The organism is Microbacterium sp. ET2 (assembly GCF_030347395.1).
GTDB classification, from domain to species: domain Bacteria; phylum Actinomycetota; class Actinomycetes; order Actinomycetales; family Microbacteriaceae; genus Microbacterium; species Microbacterium albipurpureum.
The window spans coordinates 3,339,499-3,356,398 of sequence record NZ_CP128170.1; the positions used below are offsets into that span (position 1 = coordinate 3,339,499).

Below are 16,900 nucleotides of genomic sequence, written 5' to 3' on the forward strand. Positions count from 1 at the left end.
CGTGACGACCACCGAACGTGCCCCACGACGGGGCAGACCGCAGCTGTCCTACCGGCCGAAGGCCGGGGAGATCCCCACCAACCCGGGGGTCTACCGGTTCCGCGATGCGCAGGGTCGCGTGCTCTATGTCGGCAAGGCGAAGAACCTCCGCGCCCGGCTGTCGAACTACTTCGCTCCCCTGCACACACTCCACGAGCGCACGCGACGGATGGTGACCACGGCCACCTCGGTGGAGTGGACGGTCGTGGCCACCGATGTGGACTCCCTCCAGCTGGAGTACCAGTGGATCAAGGAGTTCGATCCGCCCTTCAACGTCCGCTACCGCGACGACAAGTCCTACCCGTTCATGGCCATCACCCTGGGTAACGAGGCGCCGCGCGTCATGGTGACCCGCAACCACCGCATCTCGGGAGCCAAGTACTTCGGTCCCTATCCCAAGGTGTGGGCCGTCCACGACACGATCGACCTGCTCATCAAGGTCTTCCCCATCCGCACGTGCAGCGACGCGTCGTACAAGAAGGCGATGGCCTCGGGTCGCCCGTGCTTCCCCGGACAGATCGGCCGCTGCGGCGGACCGTGTTCGATGAGGGTGACGATCGAGGAGCACCGCGCCATCGTCGAGGACTTCATCGCCTTCATGGCCGGCGGGGACCAGCGTTTCACCCGGGAGATGACCGCCCGCATGAACGAGGCCTCGGCGGCCATGGACTACGAATCCGCCGCGATGTACCGCGACAAGCTCCAGGCCATCGACGCGGTGCTCAAGCGCAGCGCCCTCGTGCTGCCCGCCGACACCGACGCCGACCTCTTCGGCATCGCCGAGGACGAACTCGCCGCCGCCGTGCAGCACTTCGTCGTCCGCGGTGGCCGGGTGCGCGGCGTGCGCGCGACGACCATCGAGAAGGAGATCGACATCTCCGGCGCAGACCTCGTCGACCAGGTGCTGCAGCGCACCTACGGCGACGCCGCGGCGGCAGACATCCCGCGCCAGGTGCTCGTTCCCGAGCTGCCCGATGACGCCGAGGAACTCGAGGAGTGGCTCCGCGAGAGGCGCGGCAAGAGGGTCTCGATCGGAGTCGCACAGCGGGGCCAGAAGGCGGAGCTGATGAAGACGGCCACGCTGAACGCCCAGCAGGCACTCATGCTCCACAAGACCCGGCGCACGAGCGACTACGTGGCCCGCACCCAGGCGCTGACCGACCTGCAGGAGGCGCTGGGGCTGGAGGAGGCGCCGCTGCGGATCGAGTGCTACGACGTCTCCCATCTCGGCGGGACCAACGTCGTCGCCTCCATGGTCGTGTTCGAGGACGGACTGCCACGCAAGGACCAGTACCGCTCGTTCAAGGTGGAGCAGACCTCGGATGACACGGACTCGATCCATCGAGTGCTGACACGCAGACTGGCTTACCTCGATCGACCGGAGGAGCCGGATGAGCCGACCGAGGAGGGCGTCGTCACGCGCAAGCGTCCGCGCTTCGCCTACCCGCCCCAGCTCCTCCTCGTCGACGGCGGCCAGCCGCAGGTCGCGGCCGCGGCTCGCGCTCTCGCCGACGCCGGACACCCCGAGATCGCTCTGGCGGGAATCGCCAAGCGGCTCGAGGAGGTGTGGCTCCCCGGCGATGACTTCCCCGTCATCCTGCCGCGCACGAGCGAGGCACTCTATCTCCTCCAGCGCCTGCGTGACGAAGCCCATCGGTTCGCGATCAGGCATCAGCGCAGCCGACGTCGTCGCGACATCCAGTCCGTGCTGACCGAGGTGCCCGGCCTCGGCGAGGCACGCATCCGCGCACTCCTCCGCCACTTCGGGTCGGTGAGCGCGCTGAAGAAGGCGACCCCCGAGGAGATCACCGAGCTCCCCGGCGTGGGTCCCAAGCTCGCCGCGGCGATCGTCGACCACCTCGCCGATGGGTAACCTGGAGGAGACGACGGGGGAGGGCATGGCCGACCAACAGACGGCGCCGGGCGAGATGCTCATCGTCTCGGGGATGTCCGGAGCGGGCCGCTCCACCGCGGCGAACGCCCTCGAAGACCTCGAATGGTACGTGGTGGACAACCTGCCGCCGCAGATGCTCAAGCCCCTGCTCGATCTGACCGAGCTGGCCGCCCACGCGCTGCCGAAGGTGGCCGTGGTCGTCGATGTCCGCGGCCGCAATCTCTTCGCCGAACTTCCGCAGGCCCTCCACGAGCTCCGCGATCGACGCCAGCTGCGCGTGCTCTTCCTCGACGCCTCCGACGAGGTGCTCGTCCGCCGATTCGAGGCCGTGCGTCGTCCGCATCCGCTGCAGGGCGAGGGCACGATCCTCGACGGGATACGGCGCGAACGGCAGCGTCTCGCCGCCATCCGTGAGAACGCCGACCTCATCATCGACACCTCGCGGTTCAACGTCCACCAGCTCGCGACCCACATGGTCGACCTCTTCTCCGAAGAGGGCGCGGCACGACACGTGGTGACCATCATGAGCTTCGGATTCAAGTACGGTCTTCCTCCCGACGCCGACCTCGTCGCCGACATGCGCTTCCTCCCCAACCCCTACTGGAACGATCAGCTGCGTTCGCTCACGGGGGTCGACGAGAATGTGCGTGACTACGTCCTCGAACAGGAGGGCGCGGTGGCGTTCATCGACGCGTATGCCGCCGCACTCCGACCGGTCCTCGAGGGATATCAGCGCGAGAACAAGCGGCACTCGGTCGTCGCGATCGGCTGCACCGGTGGAAAGCACCGCTCGGTGGTGATGGCCCGCGAACTTGCCGCACGATTGGCCGAAGTACCCGGTGTCGCGGTCCGCGTGAAGGATCGCGACCTGGGACGCGAGTAGCCGCAGCCGTGGTCGTGGTCGGCGGAGCGCCCGAGTAGGCTGGAGCGTCGTTCCGACCCACGCTGAGGAGTCCCGTGTCGCTGACCGCTGAGGTGAAGGCCGAATTGACCGCTGTCCGCGACCCGCGGCCGACGGCACGAGTGGCCGAGCTGACGTCGCTGCTGAGGTTCGCCGGCGGTCTGCACTCCATCGCCAATCGGGTCGCGGTCGAAGCCGAGGTCGACACCGAGGCCCTCGCGCGTCGGGTGGCGCGTGATCTCGTCGAGCTGTACGGCGTGCGTCCTGAACTCGTCCACGTCCACGGCTCGGGAGCGCGCAACGGCAGCCACTACGCCGTGCGGGTCATCGACGGCGGCGAGACGCTCGCGCGTCAGACCGGACTCCTCGACCAGCGACGCCGACCCGTTCGCGGTCTCCCGAACCGTCTCACCACCGGCGCCCGTCCCGACCTCGCCGCGATCTGGCGCGGTGCCTTCCTCGGCGCCGGCGCGCTCAGCGAGCCGGGACGATCCGCGGCGCTCGAGATCAGCTGCCCCGCCTCGGAGGCCGCCATGGCGCTCGTGGGCGCCGCTCACCGCTTGGGCATCCCGGCGAAGGCGCGCGAAGTCCGCGGCATCCCGCGCGTGGTCGTCCGTGAGGGGGAGGGCATCCGCGTCGCCTTGGCCGAGATGGGCGCAGCGCGTGCGGCGGCGCAATGGGATCAGCTCCGTCAGCGCCGCGAGGTGCGCGCCGGGGTGAACCGGCTGGTGAACTTCGACGACGCCAACCTCCGTCGCTCGGCGCAGGCGGCAGTCGCCGCGTGCGCGCGTGTCGAGCGGGCGCTCGAGATCCTCGGCGATGAGGTGCCGGACCACCTGCGTGAGGCCGGTGAACTCCGTCTCGCGCACCGCGACGCGAGCCTCGACGAGCTCGGTCATCACGCTGACCCGCCGCTGACCAAGGACGCCGTGGCCGGCCGCATCCGTCGTCTGCTGGCGATGGCCGACAAGAAGGCGGAAACCGACGGGATCCCCGGCACCGAGTCCGCGGTACCCGCCGGCGTCGACGACTGATACAACGTCTGCCCGCGGGGAACAACCCCGGAGACCGATTGTTGGGTCTCAGTAGGATGAACCCGTCACCCTCGCTGCGCCGGGGAGCCTCGGCGCGCGCCGATAGGAAGAAGAGAATATGGCGAAGTACACCTTGCCCGACCTCCCCTACGACTACGCCGCGCTGGAGCCGCACATCAGCGGCAAGATCATGCAGCTGCATCACGACAAGCACCACCAGACGTACGTCACCGGTGCGAACACCGCGCTCGACCAGCTCGCAGAGGCGCGCGAGAGCGGCAACCTCGCGAACGTGAACAAGCTCGAGAAGGACCTGGCGTTCAACCTCGGCGGCCACGTGAACCACTCCATCTTCTGGACCAACCTCTCGCCCGAGGGCGGCGGTCAGCCCGAGGGTGAGCTCGCGGCCGCGATCGCGGAGTTCTTCGGTTCGTTCGAGAAATTCCAGGCCCACTTCACCGCCGCCGCGACCGGCATCCAGGGTTCGGGTTGGGCCGTCCTCAGCTGGGACCCGATCGGCGAGCAGCTGATCATCCAGCAGCTGTTCGATCAGCAGTCCAACACGGCTCAGGGAACGGTGCCGATCTTCCAGCTGGACATGTGGGAGCACGCCTTCTACCTCGACTACCTCAATGTCAAGGCCGACTACGTCAAGGCGGTGTGGAACATCGCCAACTGGCAGAACGTCGCCCAGCGCCTCGACGCCGCCCGCGAGAAGACCTCGGGCCTGCTGGTACTGTCATAGCAAGCGCGGCGTCCCGGCGGGATCGTCCGCTGGGACGCCGTTGTTCCATTTCCCTTCCTCACCTTCGCAACCCCTCGCGCTCGCGCGCACGACACATCAGGAGTCCTCTCTCGTGGCTGTCAAGATCGGAATCAACGGCTTCGGCCGCATCGGACGCAACTACCTTCGCGCGGCTCTCGCGCAGGGCGCTGACATCGACATCGTCGCGGTCAACGACCTCACCGACAACAAGACCCTCGCGCACCTCCTGAAGTACGACTCCGTCGGCGGGGTACTCGACGCCGAGGTGTCGTACACCGAGGATTCCATCACCGTCGGCGACAAGACCATCAAGGTCTTCGAGGAGCGCGACCCCGCCAACCTGCCCTGGGGCGAGCTGGGCGTCGACATCGTCATCGAGTCCACCGGACGCTTCACCAAGGCGGATGACGCCAAGAAGCACATCGCCGGCGGTGCCAAGAAGGTGCTCATCTCGGCTCCCGCCACCGGCGACGACGCCACCATCGTCATGGGTGTGAACGAAGAGACCTACGACCCCGCGTCGGACGTCATCATCTCCAACGCCTCGTGCACCACCAACTGTCTCGCGCCGCTGGCGAAGGTCTTCAACGATGCCTTCGGCATCGAGCGCGGCTTCATGATGACCGCGCACGCCTACACCGCAGACCAGAACCTCCAGGACGGCCCGCACGGCGACCTGCGGCGCGCACGTGGTGCCGCCATCAACATCGTTCCGGCCTCGACCGGCGCGGCAAAGGCCATCGGCCTGGTGCTGCCCGAGCTCAACGGCAAGCTGAGCGGCTCCTCGTACCGCGTTCCCGTCCCCACGGGCTCCATCGTCGACCTGACGATCGTCACCCCCACCGAGGGACTCACGGTCGACCAGATCAACGCCGCCTACAAGGCCGCGGCTGCCGAGGGACGCCTCGAGGGAATCCTGGAGTACACGGAGGACCCGATCGTCTCCAGCGACATCCAGGGCAACCCGCACTCGTCGATCTTCGACGCGGAGCTGACGAACGTCAGCGGCAACCTGGTGAAGGTCTCCGCCTGGTACGACAACGAGTGGGGCTACTCCAACCGCCTGGTCGACCTCACCGAGTACGTGGCCGAGCGTCTCTGAGTCGACGGATGGCACTGCGTACCCTCGGGTCTCTCGGCCCGCTGGCCGGCAAGCGCGTCCTCGTCCGGTGTGATCTGAATGTCCCGCTGCGGGACGGTCGCATCACCGACGACGGGCGCGTCCGCGCCTCGCTTCCGACCCTGAACGCGCTCATCGATCAGGGAGCCCACGTGGTGGTCTGCTCGCACCTCGGGCGTCCCGACGGCGCGCCTGACGAGAAGTACAGCCTCGCGCCGGTGGCCCAGCGCCTGTCGGAGCTCCTCGGCAAGCCTGTCGCGTTCGCGCGCGACACGGTGGGGGAGTCCGCTCACGAGGCGGTCGCCGCCCTGGAGGACGGCGACGTGGCGGTGCTGGAGAACCTGCGATTCCAGCCCGGCGAGACGGCGAAGGATGACGCGGAGCGTCACGCGTTCGCGGCGGAACTCGCGAACCTCGCCGACGCCTTCGTCTCCGACGGGTTCGGCGTCGTCCACCGGAAGCAGGCGAGCGTATACGACGTCGCGGAGCTGCTGCCCTCGGCAGCGGGGCTCCTCATCGAGAAGGAGCTCGACGTCCTCGACCGCCTCACCGAGAACCCCGAGCGTCCCTATACGGTCGTCCTCGGCGGCTCCAAGGTCAGCGACAAGCTGGGCGTCATCGAGCATCTCCTGCCGCGTGTGGACCGTCTTCTGGTCGGTGGGGGGATGATGTTCACCTTCCTCGCCGCCGAGGGTCACCCGGTGGGTAAGAGCCTCCTCGAGGAGGATCAGCTCGACACCGTCCGCGCTTACGTCGCCGATGCCCGCGCTCGCGGCGTCGAGCTGGTGCTTCCCGTCGACGCGGTGGTCGCCGCCTCGTTCTCCGCCGATGCCGACCATGTCGTCGCACCGGCGTCGGCGCTCGAAGAGACGCCGTTCGGCGCCGATGGGCTCGGCCTGGACATCGGCCCCGACACCGCCGCGCTCTTCGCCGACCTCGTCGCCGACAGCCGGACGGTCTTCTGGAACGGCCCGATGGGCGTGTTCGAGATGCCCGCCTTCGCCGCCGGCACCCGACGTGTCGCCGAGGCGCTGACGAAGGTCTCGGGGCTGAGTGTGGTCGGGGGCGGCGACTCGGCCGCAGCAGTGCGCCAGCTCGGCTTCGCCGACGACCGTTTCGGCCACATCTCCACCGGAGGTGGCGCGAGCCTCGAATTCCTCGAGGGCAAGAAACTTCCCGGACTGGAGGTCCTCGGATGGCAGGCGTGAGTACTGATGCGGCTCGGTCGCAGACCCCCCGCACCCCGTTCATCGCCGGCAACTGGAAGATGAACCTCGACCACCTGCAGGCGGTGGCCTTCGTGCAGAAGCTGCACTGGACCCTCAAGGATGCCGGTCACGAGACCGACGCCGTCGAGGTCGGCCTGTTCCCGCCGTTCACCGCCCTCCGCACGGTCCAGACGCTCGTCGACGCCGACAAGATCCCGTTCGCCCTCGGAGCCCAGGACGTCTCGGCCCATGACTCCGGTGCCTACACGGGTGAGATCTCGGGGGCGTTCCTCGCCAAGCTCGAGTGCCGCTACGTCATCATCGGTCACTCGGAGCGACGGCAGTACCACGGCGAGACAGACGAGGTCGTCGCCTCGAAAGTCGCGGCGGCCCTCCGTCACGGGCTCGTGCCGGTCATCTGCGTCGGCGAGACCGCGGAGGACCTCGAGACGCACGGTGCCAGCGCCGTACCCGTGGCTCAGCTCGAGAAGGCCCTGGCCGGCCTTGCCGCAGGGAGCGAGGTCGTCGTGGCCTACGAGCCGGTCTGGGCGATCGGTTCCGGGCAGGCGGCGACCCCCGACCAGGCGCAGGAGGTCTGCGCGAAGCTGCGTGCCGTGGTCGCCGAGTCTCTCGGTGCCGAAGCTGCCGCGCGCACCCGCGTGCTCTACGGGGGATCCGTGAAGTCCGGCAACATCGCGCGCTTCATGCGCGAACCCGATGTCGACGGTGCGCTGGTGGGCGGTGCCAGCCTCGTCGTGGATGAGTTCGCCGCCATCATCCGCTATCAGAAGCACGTCGGGGTCTGACTTCGCCGGGAACCCGACCTATACTTGACCCCTGTGCGGTTCGCCCGGATCGCGCTGAAAGGCCTCTACGACTGTGCAGATCCTCGAGTTCGTCCTGCAGGTGCTCCTCGGCATCACGAGTCTCCTGCTGACTCTTCTCATCCTCCTTCACAAGGGACGGGGTGGGGGGCTCTCCGACATGTTCGGGGGAGGCATGACCTCGGCGCTGGGATCGTCCGGGCTCGCAGAGCGCAATCTGAACCGCTTCACGGTGGTCCTCGCCTTGGCGTGGTTCGCCTCCATCGTGGCCCTCGGCCTCATCACCAAGTTCCAGGGACTGTAAGACATGGCAACCGGAGGAAACGCGATCCGTGGCACCCGAGTCGGTGCCGGCCCGATGGGCGAGCAGGATCACGGGTATCACGCAGAACGCATCGCCGTCTCGTACTGGGACGCGCTGGGCAACGAGACGGTTCGGTACTTCGCCGCGGGCATCCCCGACGAGGAGATCCCCGACACGATCGACTCGCCGCACTCCGGTCTTCCGGCCGGCCGTGACCGCGAGAACCCTCCGGCTCTGGCCAAGACCGAGCCGTACAAGACGCACCTCGCCTACGTGAAGGAGCGTCGCACCGAGGAGGAGGCCGATGCCCTCCTCGAGGATGCGCTGAATCAGCTGCGCGAGCGTCGCGGCCAGTAGTCCTGCGCTTCGGCTCTGCCGGGGTTCTCAGTAGTCCTGATCGATCAGCTCCGGCGGCACCTGGGCTGCGGCTGCCTGATCGACGAAGAACACCGTTCGTCGCGTGCCCTTCGCGCCGGCCGCGGGGACGCTGGCGTAACTGGCGCCTGCCAGAGCGAGGCCGAGCGCGGACGCCTTGTCGGTTCCCGACAGCACCAGCCAGACCCGCTGCGACGAGTTGATCACCGGCCGGGTGAAGGTCAGCCGCTGCGACGGCGGTTTCGGAGAGTCGCGGACGGGCACCACCGACGCGTCGGTGACGAGGATCTCGGGGCGATCGGGGAAGAGCGACGCGATGTGACCGTCGGGCCCGACGCCGAGGAAGCTGATGTCGAAGGTCGGCCACTGCGGATGATCCGGCGACCCGTACCGCGCGAGCTCGGCAGCGTACACATGTGCGGCCTCATCGAGATCCACGCCCTCATCACTGGCCGGGGCCGCGTGGATGTGCGCGTCCGGGAGAGCATCCAGCAGCGCCTCCCGGCTCTGACGTTCGTTCCGCTCAGGGTGGAGGCGCCGTACGAAGCGCTCGTCACTCCACCAGAAGTGGACCCGGCTCCAGTCGATCCGATACCGGGGAGCCTGCGCTGCGGCGGCACGCAGCACGGCGGCGCCGCTGACACCACCCGTCAGGGCGACGTGTACGTCGCGTGACGTCGACTTCTTCGCCACCCGGGTGAGGAAGCGCTCGGCGACGGACCCGGCCAGCGCGGCGGCGTCGGGGGTGATGACGACGCGCTTCTCGCCGGACGAATCAGCCATGTGTCTCCTGCGTCGTGGGCGGGTCGAGCAGCGCCCAGCCCTCGGTGATCACTCGACCGTACAGGACGTCGGGGTCCAACCGCCGCAGCTCCTCCGCGAGGCACTCCCGCAGGCTACGGCGAGGGAAGGCGAGGTCGTGCTGGGGCTGCCCGGGCTGGGTGAGGAGAGCCACTTCAGGACTCGGCCGCTCCAGGACGACATCGCCGCTCTCGCGCACGAGTGTCACCGACTTGATGCCGTGGGGCCACTCCGCGGTGGGGAGGTAACCCCAGTCGACGGGCACGTCGAGGGCGAGACGGAGCCATGCCGCCAGGAGCGCCGTGGACGGTGAGTCGGAAGCCCCGCGCACCATGATACTCGTGACGGTCTCGAACGGCGGCTGATCCAGGATGGCCGCGAGCTGCTCGCGCCAGCGGGTGAGGCGGGTCCAGGCGAGGTCGGTGTCCCCGGGGCGATACTTCTCCCCGAGTGAGGCGACCCACGCCGACGGATCGGGTTTGGTGGCGGCATCCGTGATCCGCCGCTGCGCGATCTTGCCGATCGAAGTCTGAGAGGGGATGTCGGGGGTGTCGTCCGGCCACCACACCACGACCGGTGCGTCGGGGAGGAGGAGCCCTGTGACGAGACTCTCCAGGTTCGTCGACCCCGCCTCGCCGAGCGCGTGGAGGGTCACGACCTCGCTGGCGCCGGCGTCGCCGCCGACGCGGATCTGCGCGTCCAGCCGGGGCGGCGAGTCCTCGCCGTTCGTCATCACGACGATGACACGCATCGGATGCTCGCGCGAGGCGGCGTTTGCGACGTCGATGACCTCTTCCTGCGCACCCTGACGGGTGACGATGATGAGGGTCAGCACACGTCCGAGGGCGACCGCGCCGCCCTCTTCGCGAACGTTGACCAGGGCGCGCGAGATCTTGCTGACGGTGGTGTCGGGCAGGTCGACGATCATGGACGCCTCCAGGTGCGGCCGTCGCGGGCGAGCATCGCCTCGGCGGATTCCGGGCCCCACGAGCCCGGGGCGTACTGCTCGAGCGGTCCGTCCTGAGTGGCCCAGAACTGCTCGATCGGATCGAGGATCCGCCACGACAGCTCCACCTCCTCGTGCCGCGGGAACAGCGGAGGATCGCCCAGCAGGACGTCGAGGATGAGGCGCTCGTAGGCCTCCGGGCTCGCTTCGGTGAAGGCGTGCCCGTAGCCGAAGTCCATCGTGACGTCCCGGACCTGAAGGCCCGCGCCCGGCACCTTCGACCCGAATCGGATGGTCACGCCCTCATCGGGCTGCACCCGGATCACCAGGGCGTTCTGCCCGAGCCCCGACGTCTGGTTGCGGGAGAAGAGCAGCTCAGGCGCGCGCTTGAACACCACCGCGATCTCGGTGACGCGCCGGCCGAGTCGTTTTCCGGTACGCAGGTAGAACGGCACTCCCGCCCACCGGCGCGTGTTGACCTCGAGCGTGATGGCGGCGTAGGTCTCGGTGGTGGACTCGGGGTTCATCCCCTCCTCCTCGAGGAAGCCGAGCACGCGCTCGCCCCCCTGCCAGCCTCCCGCATACTGCCCGCGCGCGGTGGAGCGGGCCAGGTCCTCGGGGAGGGTCACGGCGGCGAGCACCTTCTCCTTCTCCGCACGCAGATGCTGTGCGTCGAAGGAGATCGGCTCCTCCATGGCGGTGAGTGCGAGGAGCTGCAGAAGGTGGTTCTGGATGACGTCGCGGGCGGCCCCGATCCCGTCGTAGTAGCCGGCGCGACCGCCCACACCGATGTCCTCGGCCATGGTGATCTGCACGTGATCGACGTAGTTGCGGTTCCAGATCGGCTCGTAGAGCTCATTGGCGAACCGCAGCGCGAGGATGTTCTGGACCGTCTCCTTGCCCAGGTAGTGATCGATCCGAAAGATCGAGTCGGTCGGGAAGGCGCTGCGCAGCGCGTCGTTCAGAGCCTGAGCCGAGGCCAGATCGTGTCCGAAGGGCTTCTCGATCACCACGCGTCGCCAGCGTTCAGGGCGGTCGGCGGTGTCGTCGACGAGTCCCGAGGCCTTCAGCTGCTCGGCAACGACCGGGAAGTCCTTCGGCGGGATCGAGAGGTAGAACGCGTGATTGCCCATCGTTCCGCGCTCGGTGTCGAGCTGGTCCACCGTCTCGCGCAGGCGCCGGAACGCGTCGGCGTCGCCGAATTCGCCGGAGACGAACCGAATGCCCTCCAGCAGCTGCGACCAGGTCTCCTCGCGGAATTCGGTGCGGGCGTTCGCCCGCACCGCGTCGTAGACCACCTTGGCGAAGTCCTGATCCTCCCAGTCGCGCCGTGCGAAGCCGACGAGCGCGAATCCGGGAGGAAGCAGCCCGCGATTGGCGAGGTCGTAGACCGCGGGCATCAGCTTCTTGCGGGACAGGTCGCCGGTGACTCCGAAGATCACCAGTGCGCTCGGCCCGGCGATGCGATTGAGGCGCCGGTCTTCGGGATCGCGGAGCGGGTTGCGTCCGCGGGAGATCTCGACACCCGACGCCGCTGCGCCGCTGCTCGATCCGGGGATCTCGTCGGTCATGAACGTCCTACTGGGCGGCTTCGAACAGGGAGAGGATTTCGGCCTGCGGGTCGGTCAGCGTCAGCGTCACGACCGGGCGGCCGTGGCCGTCGGCCAGAACGCTCGCGTCACCGGCGGCCTGTGCCTGGATCAGCTGGCCGAAGGTGAAGGGGCGACCGGGGATCTCGAGGTCGACGTCGGTCTGCTCGAGGATCTGCAGGTACACGCCCGTGGCCGGGCCGCCCTTGTGGTACTGACCCGTGGAGTGCAGGAACCGAGGACCCCAGCCGAAGGTGGTCGGGCGACCGGAGTCGGCGGCGACGAGCTCGCGCAGACCCTGCAGCTGCGGAAGATCGAGACGATTGACGTACGCCTGGATGGAGACGTAGCCGTCGGCGGGGAGCCTGCGCCCACAGGGCATCGAGCACGCCGGCGACGGTTCCCGATGCCGCGAGGGCGGGATCGGAGACCCGCACCTCGACGCCGTCCAAGGTGAAGGCGGGTGCCGAGGGCTCGGGACGCGCATCGAGCAGACCGCGGGCGGCGGTCTTCGCCGACTCCACGTCGGGCTGATCGAAGGGGTTGATCCCCAGCATCCGTCCCGCGATCGCCGTGGCGTACTCCCACACCATGAATTGCGCGCCGAGCGAACCGCTCACGAGGACCTCGCCCTCGTGACGCTCACGCAGGTGGAAGGCTCCCGCCTCGTCGACCAGGCGCACGATCTGCAGATCCTCCGGCCGGGATTCGAGCTCGGGCGAGACGGGGAGCAGGACGACGGGGAGGATGCCGGTGCCCTGCTTGCCGGTCGATTCGGCGATGAGCTGTTCGATCCAGTCGGGGAGCCCGACGATGTGCGTGCCGTCGGTGACGAGACCCAGCTTGTCGCGACGCGGGGTTCCCCCCGCTATCGCCGCGGCGAGGACGAGAGCGGGATTCTCGGGACTGTCCACGGCGACCTCGAGGAGCGTCGCCTCGGCCTCGTCGAGAAGCTCGCCGATGTCGACGCCCGCAAGTCCCGCGGGCACCAGCCCGAAGGCCGTCAGCGCCGAGTAGCGACCTCCGACGTCGGGGTCGGCATTGAAGACGCGGTAGCCGTCGGCGCGCCCGGACTGATCCAGCGGCGAGCCGGGGTCGGTGACGATGACGATCCGCTCGGTCGGGTCGATCCCGAGGTCGCGGAAGGCAGCCTCGAAGGTGCGCTTCGCCGAGTCGGTCTCGACGGTCGACCCGGACTTGGATGACACCACGAGGACGGTCTGGCTGAGGCCACCGGCCTCGCTGTCACCGTCGATCGCAGCGAGCACCTGGCCGGGAGCGGTGGAGTCCAAGATGACCAGGGGGACTCCCGAGGTCTGGGCGATCACCTCGGGCGCGAGGGACGATCCCCCCATGCCGGCGAGGACCACGCGGGTGACTCCCCGTGAGCGCAGCTCATCGCGAAGCGCCACGATCTCGGCCACGAGCGGACGCGACACCGACACCGCCTGCACCCAGCCGAGGCGCTTGGACGCTTCGGGCTCGGCATCCGGGCCCCACAGCGACGCGTCGCCGGCCGTGATCCCCGATGCGACGAGGCTCGCGACCAGGCCCGGGAGCGTCTCGTCCACGACGGACTTCACACGCCCTGAGACGTGGATGTCGAAGGTCACTGGGCCGCCTCCTCGACGCTGGCCGGCGCCGCCTCGAGAGCCGCGGCGACCGTTCCCTGCAGCTCGTGCCAGGAGGCCATGAACTTCTCCACGCCTTCCTTCTCCAGCACATCGGTGACATCGTCGAAGTCGACGCCGACGGCCTTCAGCTGATCGAAGACGGCGTGCGCGTCGGCGTACTCACCGGTGACGGTGTCACCGGTGACCTCACCGTGGTCGAACGTCGCCTCGAGCGTCTTCTCCGGCATCGTGTTCACGGTGCCGGGAGCGACGAGCTGGGTCACATAGAGGGTGTCGGGAAGGGCGGGATCCTTGACGCCCGTGGACGCCCAGAGGGGCCGCTGGACCCGGGCGCCGGCTTCGATGAGCGCCTTCGCGCGGTCGGTGGCGAACTCCCGCTCGTACAGTTCGTAGGCCAGACGCGCATTGGCGACGCCGGCGCGGGACTTCAGCGCCCGTGCCTCATCGGTGCCGATGGCCTCGAGGCGCTTGTCCACCTCGGTGTCCACGCGGGAGACGAAGAACGACGCGACGGAGTGGATGGTGGAGATGTCGTGTCCGGCCTCTCGTGCCTTCTCGATACCCGAGAGGTAGGCATCGATGACCGCGGCGTATCGCTCCAGACTGAAGATCAGCGTGACGTTGACCGAGATCCCTGCCGCGAGCACTTCGGTGATCGCGGGGAGGCCGGCCAGGGTCGCGGGGATCTTGATGTGCACGTTCGGGCGGTCCACCCGTGCCCACAGCTTCTTGGCCTCGGCGACGGTCGCGGCGGTGTCGTGCGCCAGGTCGGGGGAGACCTCGATCGAGACGCGGCCGTCCACTCCTTCGGTGGCGTCGAACACCGGCTGGAAGACGTCGGCGGCCGAACGGACGTCATCCGTCGTGATCTCGAAGATGGCGCGATGGACGTCGGCACCGTCCTCCGACAGCGTGGTGACCTGCGCGCGGTAGTCCTCGCCCTTGGCAAGGGCTCCGGCGAAGATCGTCGGGTTGGTGGTGACACCACTGACGTTGCGGTTCTCGATCAGCCCGGCCAGGTTGCCGGATTCGATGCGCTGGCGGGACAGGTCGTCCAGCCAGATGCTGACGCCCTCTTCGACAAGACGTGCGGTGGGGGTGGTCATGGGATCTCCTCAGTGCCTCGGGGGCTCAAGAGCGCAGTGGCTCAGTGGATCAGTGGGTCGCGGCAGCGATGGTTTCGCGGGCCGCCTCGACGACGGCCTCGGCGGTGATGCCGAACTTCTCGAACAGCGTCTTGTAGTCGGCCGACGCGCCGAAGTGCTCGATCGACACCGAGCGCCCGCGATCGCCGACGATGCCACGCCAGGGGAGCGCGATGCCGGCCTCGACCGAGACCCGTGCAGTCACGGCGGCGGGGAGCACGGATTCGCGGTAGGCCTCGTCCTGCTCGGCGAACCACTCCAGCGACGGCGCCGACACGACCCGGGCGTTCACGCCTTCACTCCGCAGCGTCTCGCGGGCTGCGACGGCCAGCTGCACCTCGGAACCTGTGGCGATGAGGATCACGTCGGGCTCGCCGTCGGGGGCGTCGGCCAGCACGTAGGCGCCGCGCGCGGCACCGTCGGCCGAGGCCAGGGTGTCGCCGGAGGCATCGCCCTCGCCGCGCTCGAACACGGGGATGTTCTGTCGGGTCAGGGCCAGGCCCGCCGGCCCGGCGTGGCGACGAAGCAGTTCCAGCCAGGCCACGGCGGTCTCGTTGGCGTCCGCCGGACGCACCAGCGTGAAGTTCGGGATGGCGCGGAGTGCGGCGAGCTGCTCGATCGGCTGGTGCGTCGGACCGTCCTCGCCGAGCGCGACCGAGTCGTGGGTCCACACGAACAGCGACGGGATGTCCATCAGGGCTGCCAGACGCACCGATGGGCGCATGTAGTCGCTGAAGATGAGGAAGGTGCCGCCGAAGGCGCGGGTGGGGCCGTGGAGCACGATGCCGTTGATGATCGCGCCCATGGCGTGCTCGCGGATGCCGAAGTGCAGCACACGGCCGTACGGGTCGCCCGACCACTCGTGCGTGGACCACACCTCGGGAATGAAGGACTTCGTGTCCTTGATCGTGGTCAGGTTGGACTCGGCGAGATCCGCGGACCCGCCCCAGAGCTCGGGAAGCCGTCCGGCCAGCGCGTTGATGACCTGTCCGGAGGCGGCTCGCGTGGAGACGTCCTTCCCGGCGGCGAACACGGGCAGCGCCTCGCGGATGTCAGCGGGGAGTTCGCGAGCCTGAACGCGGTCCCAGAGGGCCTTGCGCTCGGGGTGGGCGGCGGCCCACGCGTCGAACTTCTCCTGCCACGCGGCGCGCGCCGCGGCGCCCCGCTCACGAAGCGCGCGGGTGTGGGCGAGCACGTCGTCCGGCACCTCGAAGGTCTCGTCCGGGTTCCAGCCGAGCACCTCTTTGGTCGCGCGCAGTTCGTCGGCGCCCAGCGCCGAGCCGTGGATCTTGCCGGTGTTCTGCTTGCCGGGGGAGGGCCAGCCGATGATGGTCTTCAGGATGATGATCGACGGCCGGTCGGTTTCGCCCTTGGCCTGCTCGATCGCGTCGTAGAGCGCAGCGGCATCCTCGACGTACTGACCGGTCTTCTTCCAGTCCACCGTCTGGACGTGCCACCCGTAGGACTCGTAGCGCGCCGCGACATCCTCGGTGAAGGCGACGTTGGTGTCGTCCTCGATCGAGATCTGGTTGGAGTCGTAGATGACGACGAGGTTTCCGAGGTTCTGATGCCCGGCCAGTGACGACGCCTCGGACGTCACGCCCTCCTGCAGGTCGCCGTCGGAAGCGATGACGTAGATGTGGTGGTCGAAGGGAGACTCGCCCGCCGGGGTCTCAGGGTCGAACAGCCCGCGCTCGAAGCGCTGCGCATAGGCGAAGCCGACGGAGGAGGCCAGGCCCTGCCCCAGCGGTCCTGTGGTGATCTCCACACCGTCGGTGTGACCGAACTCGGGGTGTCCCGGAGTCTTCGACCCCCAGGTCCGCAGCGCCTTCAGGTCGTCGAGCTCGAGGCCGAAGCCGCCGAGATACAGCTGCACGTACTGCGTCAGCGAGCTGTGGCCGGCGGAGAGGATGAAGCGGTCACGGCCGGGCCAGTGCGTCTCGGCCGGGTCGTGGTTCATCACCCGCTGGTAGAGCAGGTACGCCGCCGGGGCCAGGCTCATCGCGGTGCCGGGATGACCGTTGCCGACTTTCTCCACGGCGTCCGCCGCCAGGACTCGGGCGGTGTCCACCGCGCGTCGATCGATCTCTTCCCACCGCAGTTCCGACACCGGGCCGCCTTTCTCGAGGGTGCGTCCCGACGCCAGGCAATCCACGGCGAGGACCAGTGAGGTTCGGGGGATTGGGCGCGGGGCGCTCGTGTGGCTTCAGCATAGCGAAGCGGCACATCCGGGCGAGAGAGTGTGACAGGTCGTGACGGGGCGTTGACATCCCTCGACGTTCGCGGTAACGCTCCCGCGTCGGTCGGAGCCCGCGCACCA

At 68.7% G+C, this 16,900-nt stretch carries 14 protein-coding genes and 1 pseudogene; 9 read left to right on the plus strand and 6 right to left on the minus strand.

Annotated elements, in window-relative coordinates:
• Position 1 precedes the first annotated feature (1 nt).
• From uvrC to QSU92_RS16210, 9 genes are all read left to right on the plus strand, one after another.
• Entirely contained in the window at positions 2–1,912 is a 1,911-nt protein-coding gene (uvrC, locus tag QSU92_RS16170; RefSeq protein WP_289263449.1) for an excinuclease ABC subunit UvrC, read from the plus strand.
• 25 nt (positions 1,913–1,937) lie between these two features.
• Positions 1,938–2,816: an RNase adapter RapZ gene (gene rapZ / locus QSU92_RS16175; RefSeq protein ID WP_289263451.1), complete on the plus strand. Its 879-nt coding sequence runs from the start codon at positions 1,938–1,940 to the stop codon at positions 2,814–2,816.
• A 74-nt stretch (positions 2,817–2,890) separates the two neighbouring features.
• Positions 2,891–3,868 (plus strand): DNA-binding protein WhiA, encoded by a 978-nt coding sequence (gene whiA, locus QSU92_RS16180; RefSeq protein ID WP_289263453.1) that lies wholly within the window; start codon positions 2,891–2,893, stop codon positions 3,866–3,868.
• Between the two features lie 118 nt (positions 3,869–3,986).
• Entirely contained in the window at positions 3,987–4,613 is a 627-nt protein-coding gene (locus tag QSU92_RS16185; RefSeq protein WP_289263455.1) for a superoxide dismutase, read from the plus strand.
• A gap of 112 nt (positions 4,614–4,725) precedes the next feature.
• The gene (gene gap / locus QSU92_RS16190) at positions 4,726–5,736 is read left to right on the plus strand and encodes a type I glyceraldehyde-3-phosphate dehydrogenase (protein ID WP_289263457.1); all 1,011 of its coding nucleotides are present in this window, start codon (positions 4,726–4,728) and stop codon (positions 5,734–5,736) included.
• 8 nt (positions 5,737–5,744) lie between these two features.
• Positions 5,745–6,962, plus strand: coding sequence for a phosphoglycerate kinase (locus QSU92_RS16195; RefSeq protein WP_289263459.1), 1,218 nt, complete (start codon positions 5,745–5,747; stop codon positions 6,960–6,962).
• 59 nt (positions 6,963–7,021) lie between these two features.
• Complete coding sequence (tpiA, locus tag QSU92_RS16200; RefSeq protein WP_289265941.1) at positions 7,022–7,768, plus strand: triose-phosphate isomerase; 747 nt, start codon at positions 7,022–7,024, stop codon at positions 7,766–7,768.
• Between the two features lie 73 nt (positions 7,769–7,841).
• On the plus strand, positions 7,842–8,090 hold the full coding sequence (secG, locus tag QSU92_RS16205) for a preprotein translocase subunit SecG (RefSeq protein ID WP_124293074.1): 249 nt from the start codon (positions 7,842–7,844) through the stop codon (positions 8,088–8,090).
• A 3-nt stretch (positions 8,091–8,093) separates the two neighbouring features.
• Complete coding sequence (locus QSU92_RS16210) at positions 8,094–8,447, plus strand: RNA polymerase-binding protein RbpA (RefSeq protein ID WP_289263462.1); 354 nt, start codon at positions 8,094–8,096, stop codon at positions 8,445–8,447.
• A gap of 27 nt (positions 8,448–8,474) precedes the next feature.
• Here QSU92_RS16210 and pgl read toward each other — a convergent pair whose 3' ends face one another.
• The 6 genes and pseudogenes from pgl to tkt form a co-directional block, all read right to left on the minus strand.
• Positions 8,475–9,248 carry a 6-phosphogluconolactonase gene (gene pgl / locus QSU92_RS16215; RefSeq protein ID WP_289263464.1) on the minus strand — a complete coding sequence of 258 codons (774 nt, stop codon included), beginning with the start codon at positions 9,246–9,248 and terminating at the stop codon, positions 8,475–8,477.
• Positions 9,241–10,194, minus strand: a complete 954-nt coding sequence (locus tag QSU92_RS16220) for a glucose-6-phosphate dehydrogenase assembly protein OpcA (protein ID WP_289263466.1) — start codon at positions 10,192–10,194, stop codon at positions 9,241–9,243. The genes pgl and QSU92_RS16220 overlap by 8 nt, the downstream gene beginning before the upstream one ends.
• Positions 10,191–11,783 carry a glucose-6-phosphate dehydrogenase gene (zwf, locus tag QSU92_RS16225; protein WP_289263468.1) on the minus strand — a complete coding sequence of 531 codons (1,593 nt, stop codon included), beginning with the start codon at positions 11,781–11,783 and terminating at the stop codon, positions 10,191–10,193. The genes QSU92_RS16220 and zwf overlap by 4 nt, the downstream gene beginning before the upstream one ends.
• Positions 11,784–11,790: 7 nt before the next feature.
• A pseudogene (locus tag QSU92_RS16230) lies at positions 11,791–13,414 on the minus strand (glucose-6-phosphate isomerase).
• Positions 13,411–14,541, minus strand: a complete 1,131-nt coding sequence (tal, locus tag QSU92_RS16235) for a transaldolase (RefSeq protein ID WP_289263470.1) — start codon at positions 14,539–14,541, stop codon at positions 13,411–13,413. Before tal ends, QSU92_RS16230 begins: the two are co-directional and overlap by 4 nt.
• A 49-nt stretch (positions 14,542–14,590) precedes the next feature.
• Complete coding sequence (tkt, locus tag QSU92_RS16240) at positions 14,591–16,690, minus strand: transketolase (RefSeq protein WP_289263472.1); 2,100 nt, start codon at positions 16,688–16,690, stop codon at positions 14,591–14,593.
• Between the last annotated feature and the right edge of the window lie 210 nt (positions 16,691–16,900).

What these genes read in the sequence shown, in the direction of transcription:
- rapZ (WP_289263451.1), top strand. Translation starts at nt 1,938, where the DNA reads ATGGCCGACCAACAGACGGCGCCGGGCGAGATGCTCATCGTCTCGGGG.
- QSU92_RS16185 (WP_289263455.1), top strand. Translation starts at nt 3,987, where the DNA reads ATGGCGAAGTACACCTTGCCCGACCTCCCCTACGACTACGCCGCGCTG.
- QSU92_RS16195 (WP_289263459.1), top strand. Translation starts at nt 5,745, where the DNA reads ATGGCACTGCGTACCCTCGGGTCTCTCGGCCCGCTGGCCGGCAAGCGC.
- tpiA (WP_289265941.1), top strand. Translation starts at nt 7,022, where the DNA reads ATGAACCTCGACCACCTGCAGGCGGTGGCCTTCGTGCAGAAGCTGCAC.
- QSU92_RS16210 (WP_289263462.1), top strand. Translation starts at nt 8,094, where the DNA reads ATGGCAACCGGAGGAAACGCGATCCGTGGCACCCGAGTCGGTGCCGGC.
- pgl (WP_289263464.1), bottom strand. Translation starts at nt 9,248, where the DNA reads ATGGCTGATTCGTCCGGCGAGAAGCGCGTCGTCATCACCCCCGACGCC.
- QSU92_RS16220 (WP_289263466.1), bottom strand. Translation starts at nt 10,194, where the DNA reads ATGATCGTCGACCTGCCCGACACCACCGTCAGCAAGATCTCGCGCGCC.
- zwf (WP_289263468.1), bottom strand. Translation starts at nt 11,783, where the DNA reads ATGACCGACGAGATCCCCGGATCGAGCAGCGGCGCAGCGGCGTCGGGT.
- tal (WP_289263470.1), bottom strand. Translation starts at nt 14,541, where the DNA reads ATGACCACCCCCACCGCACGTCTTGTCGAAGAGGGCGTCAGCATCTGG.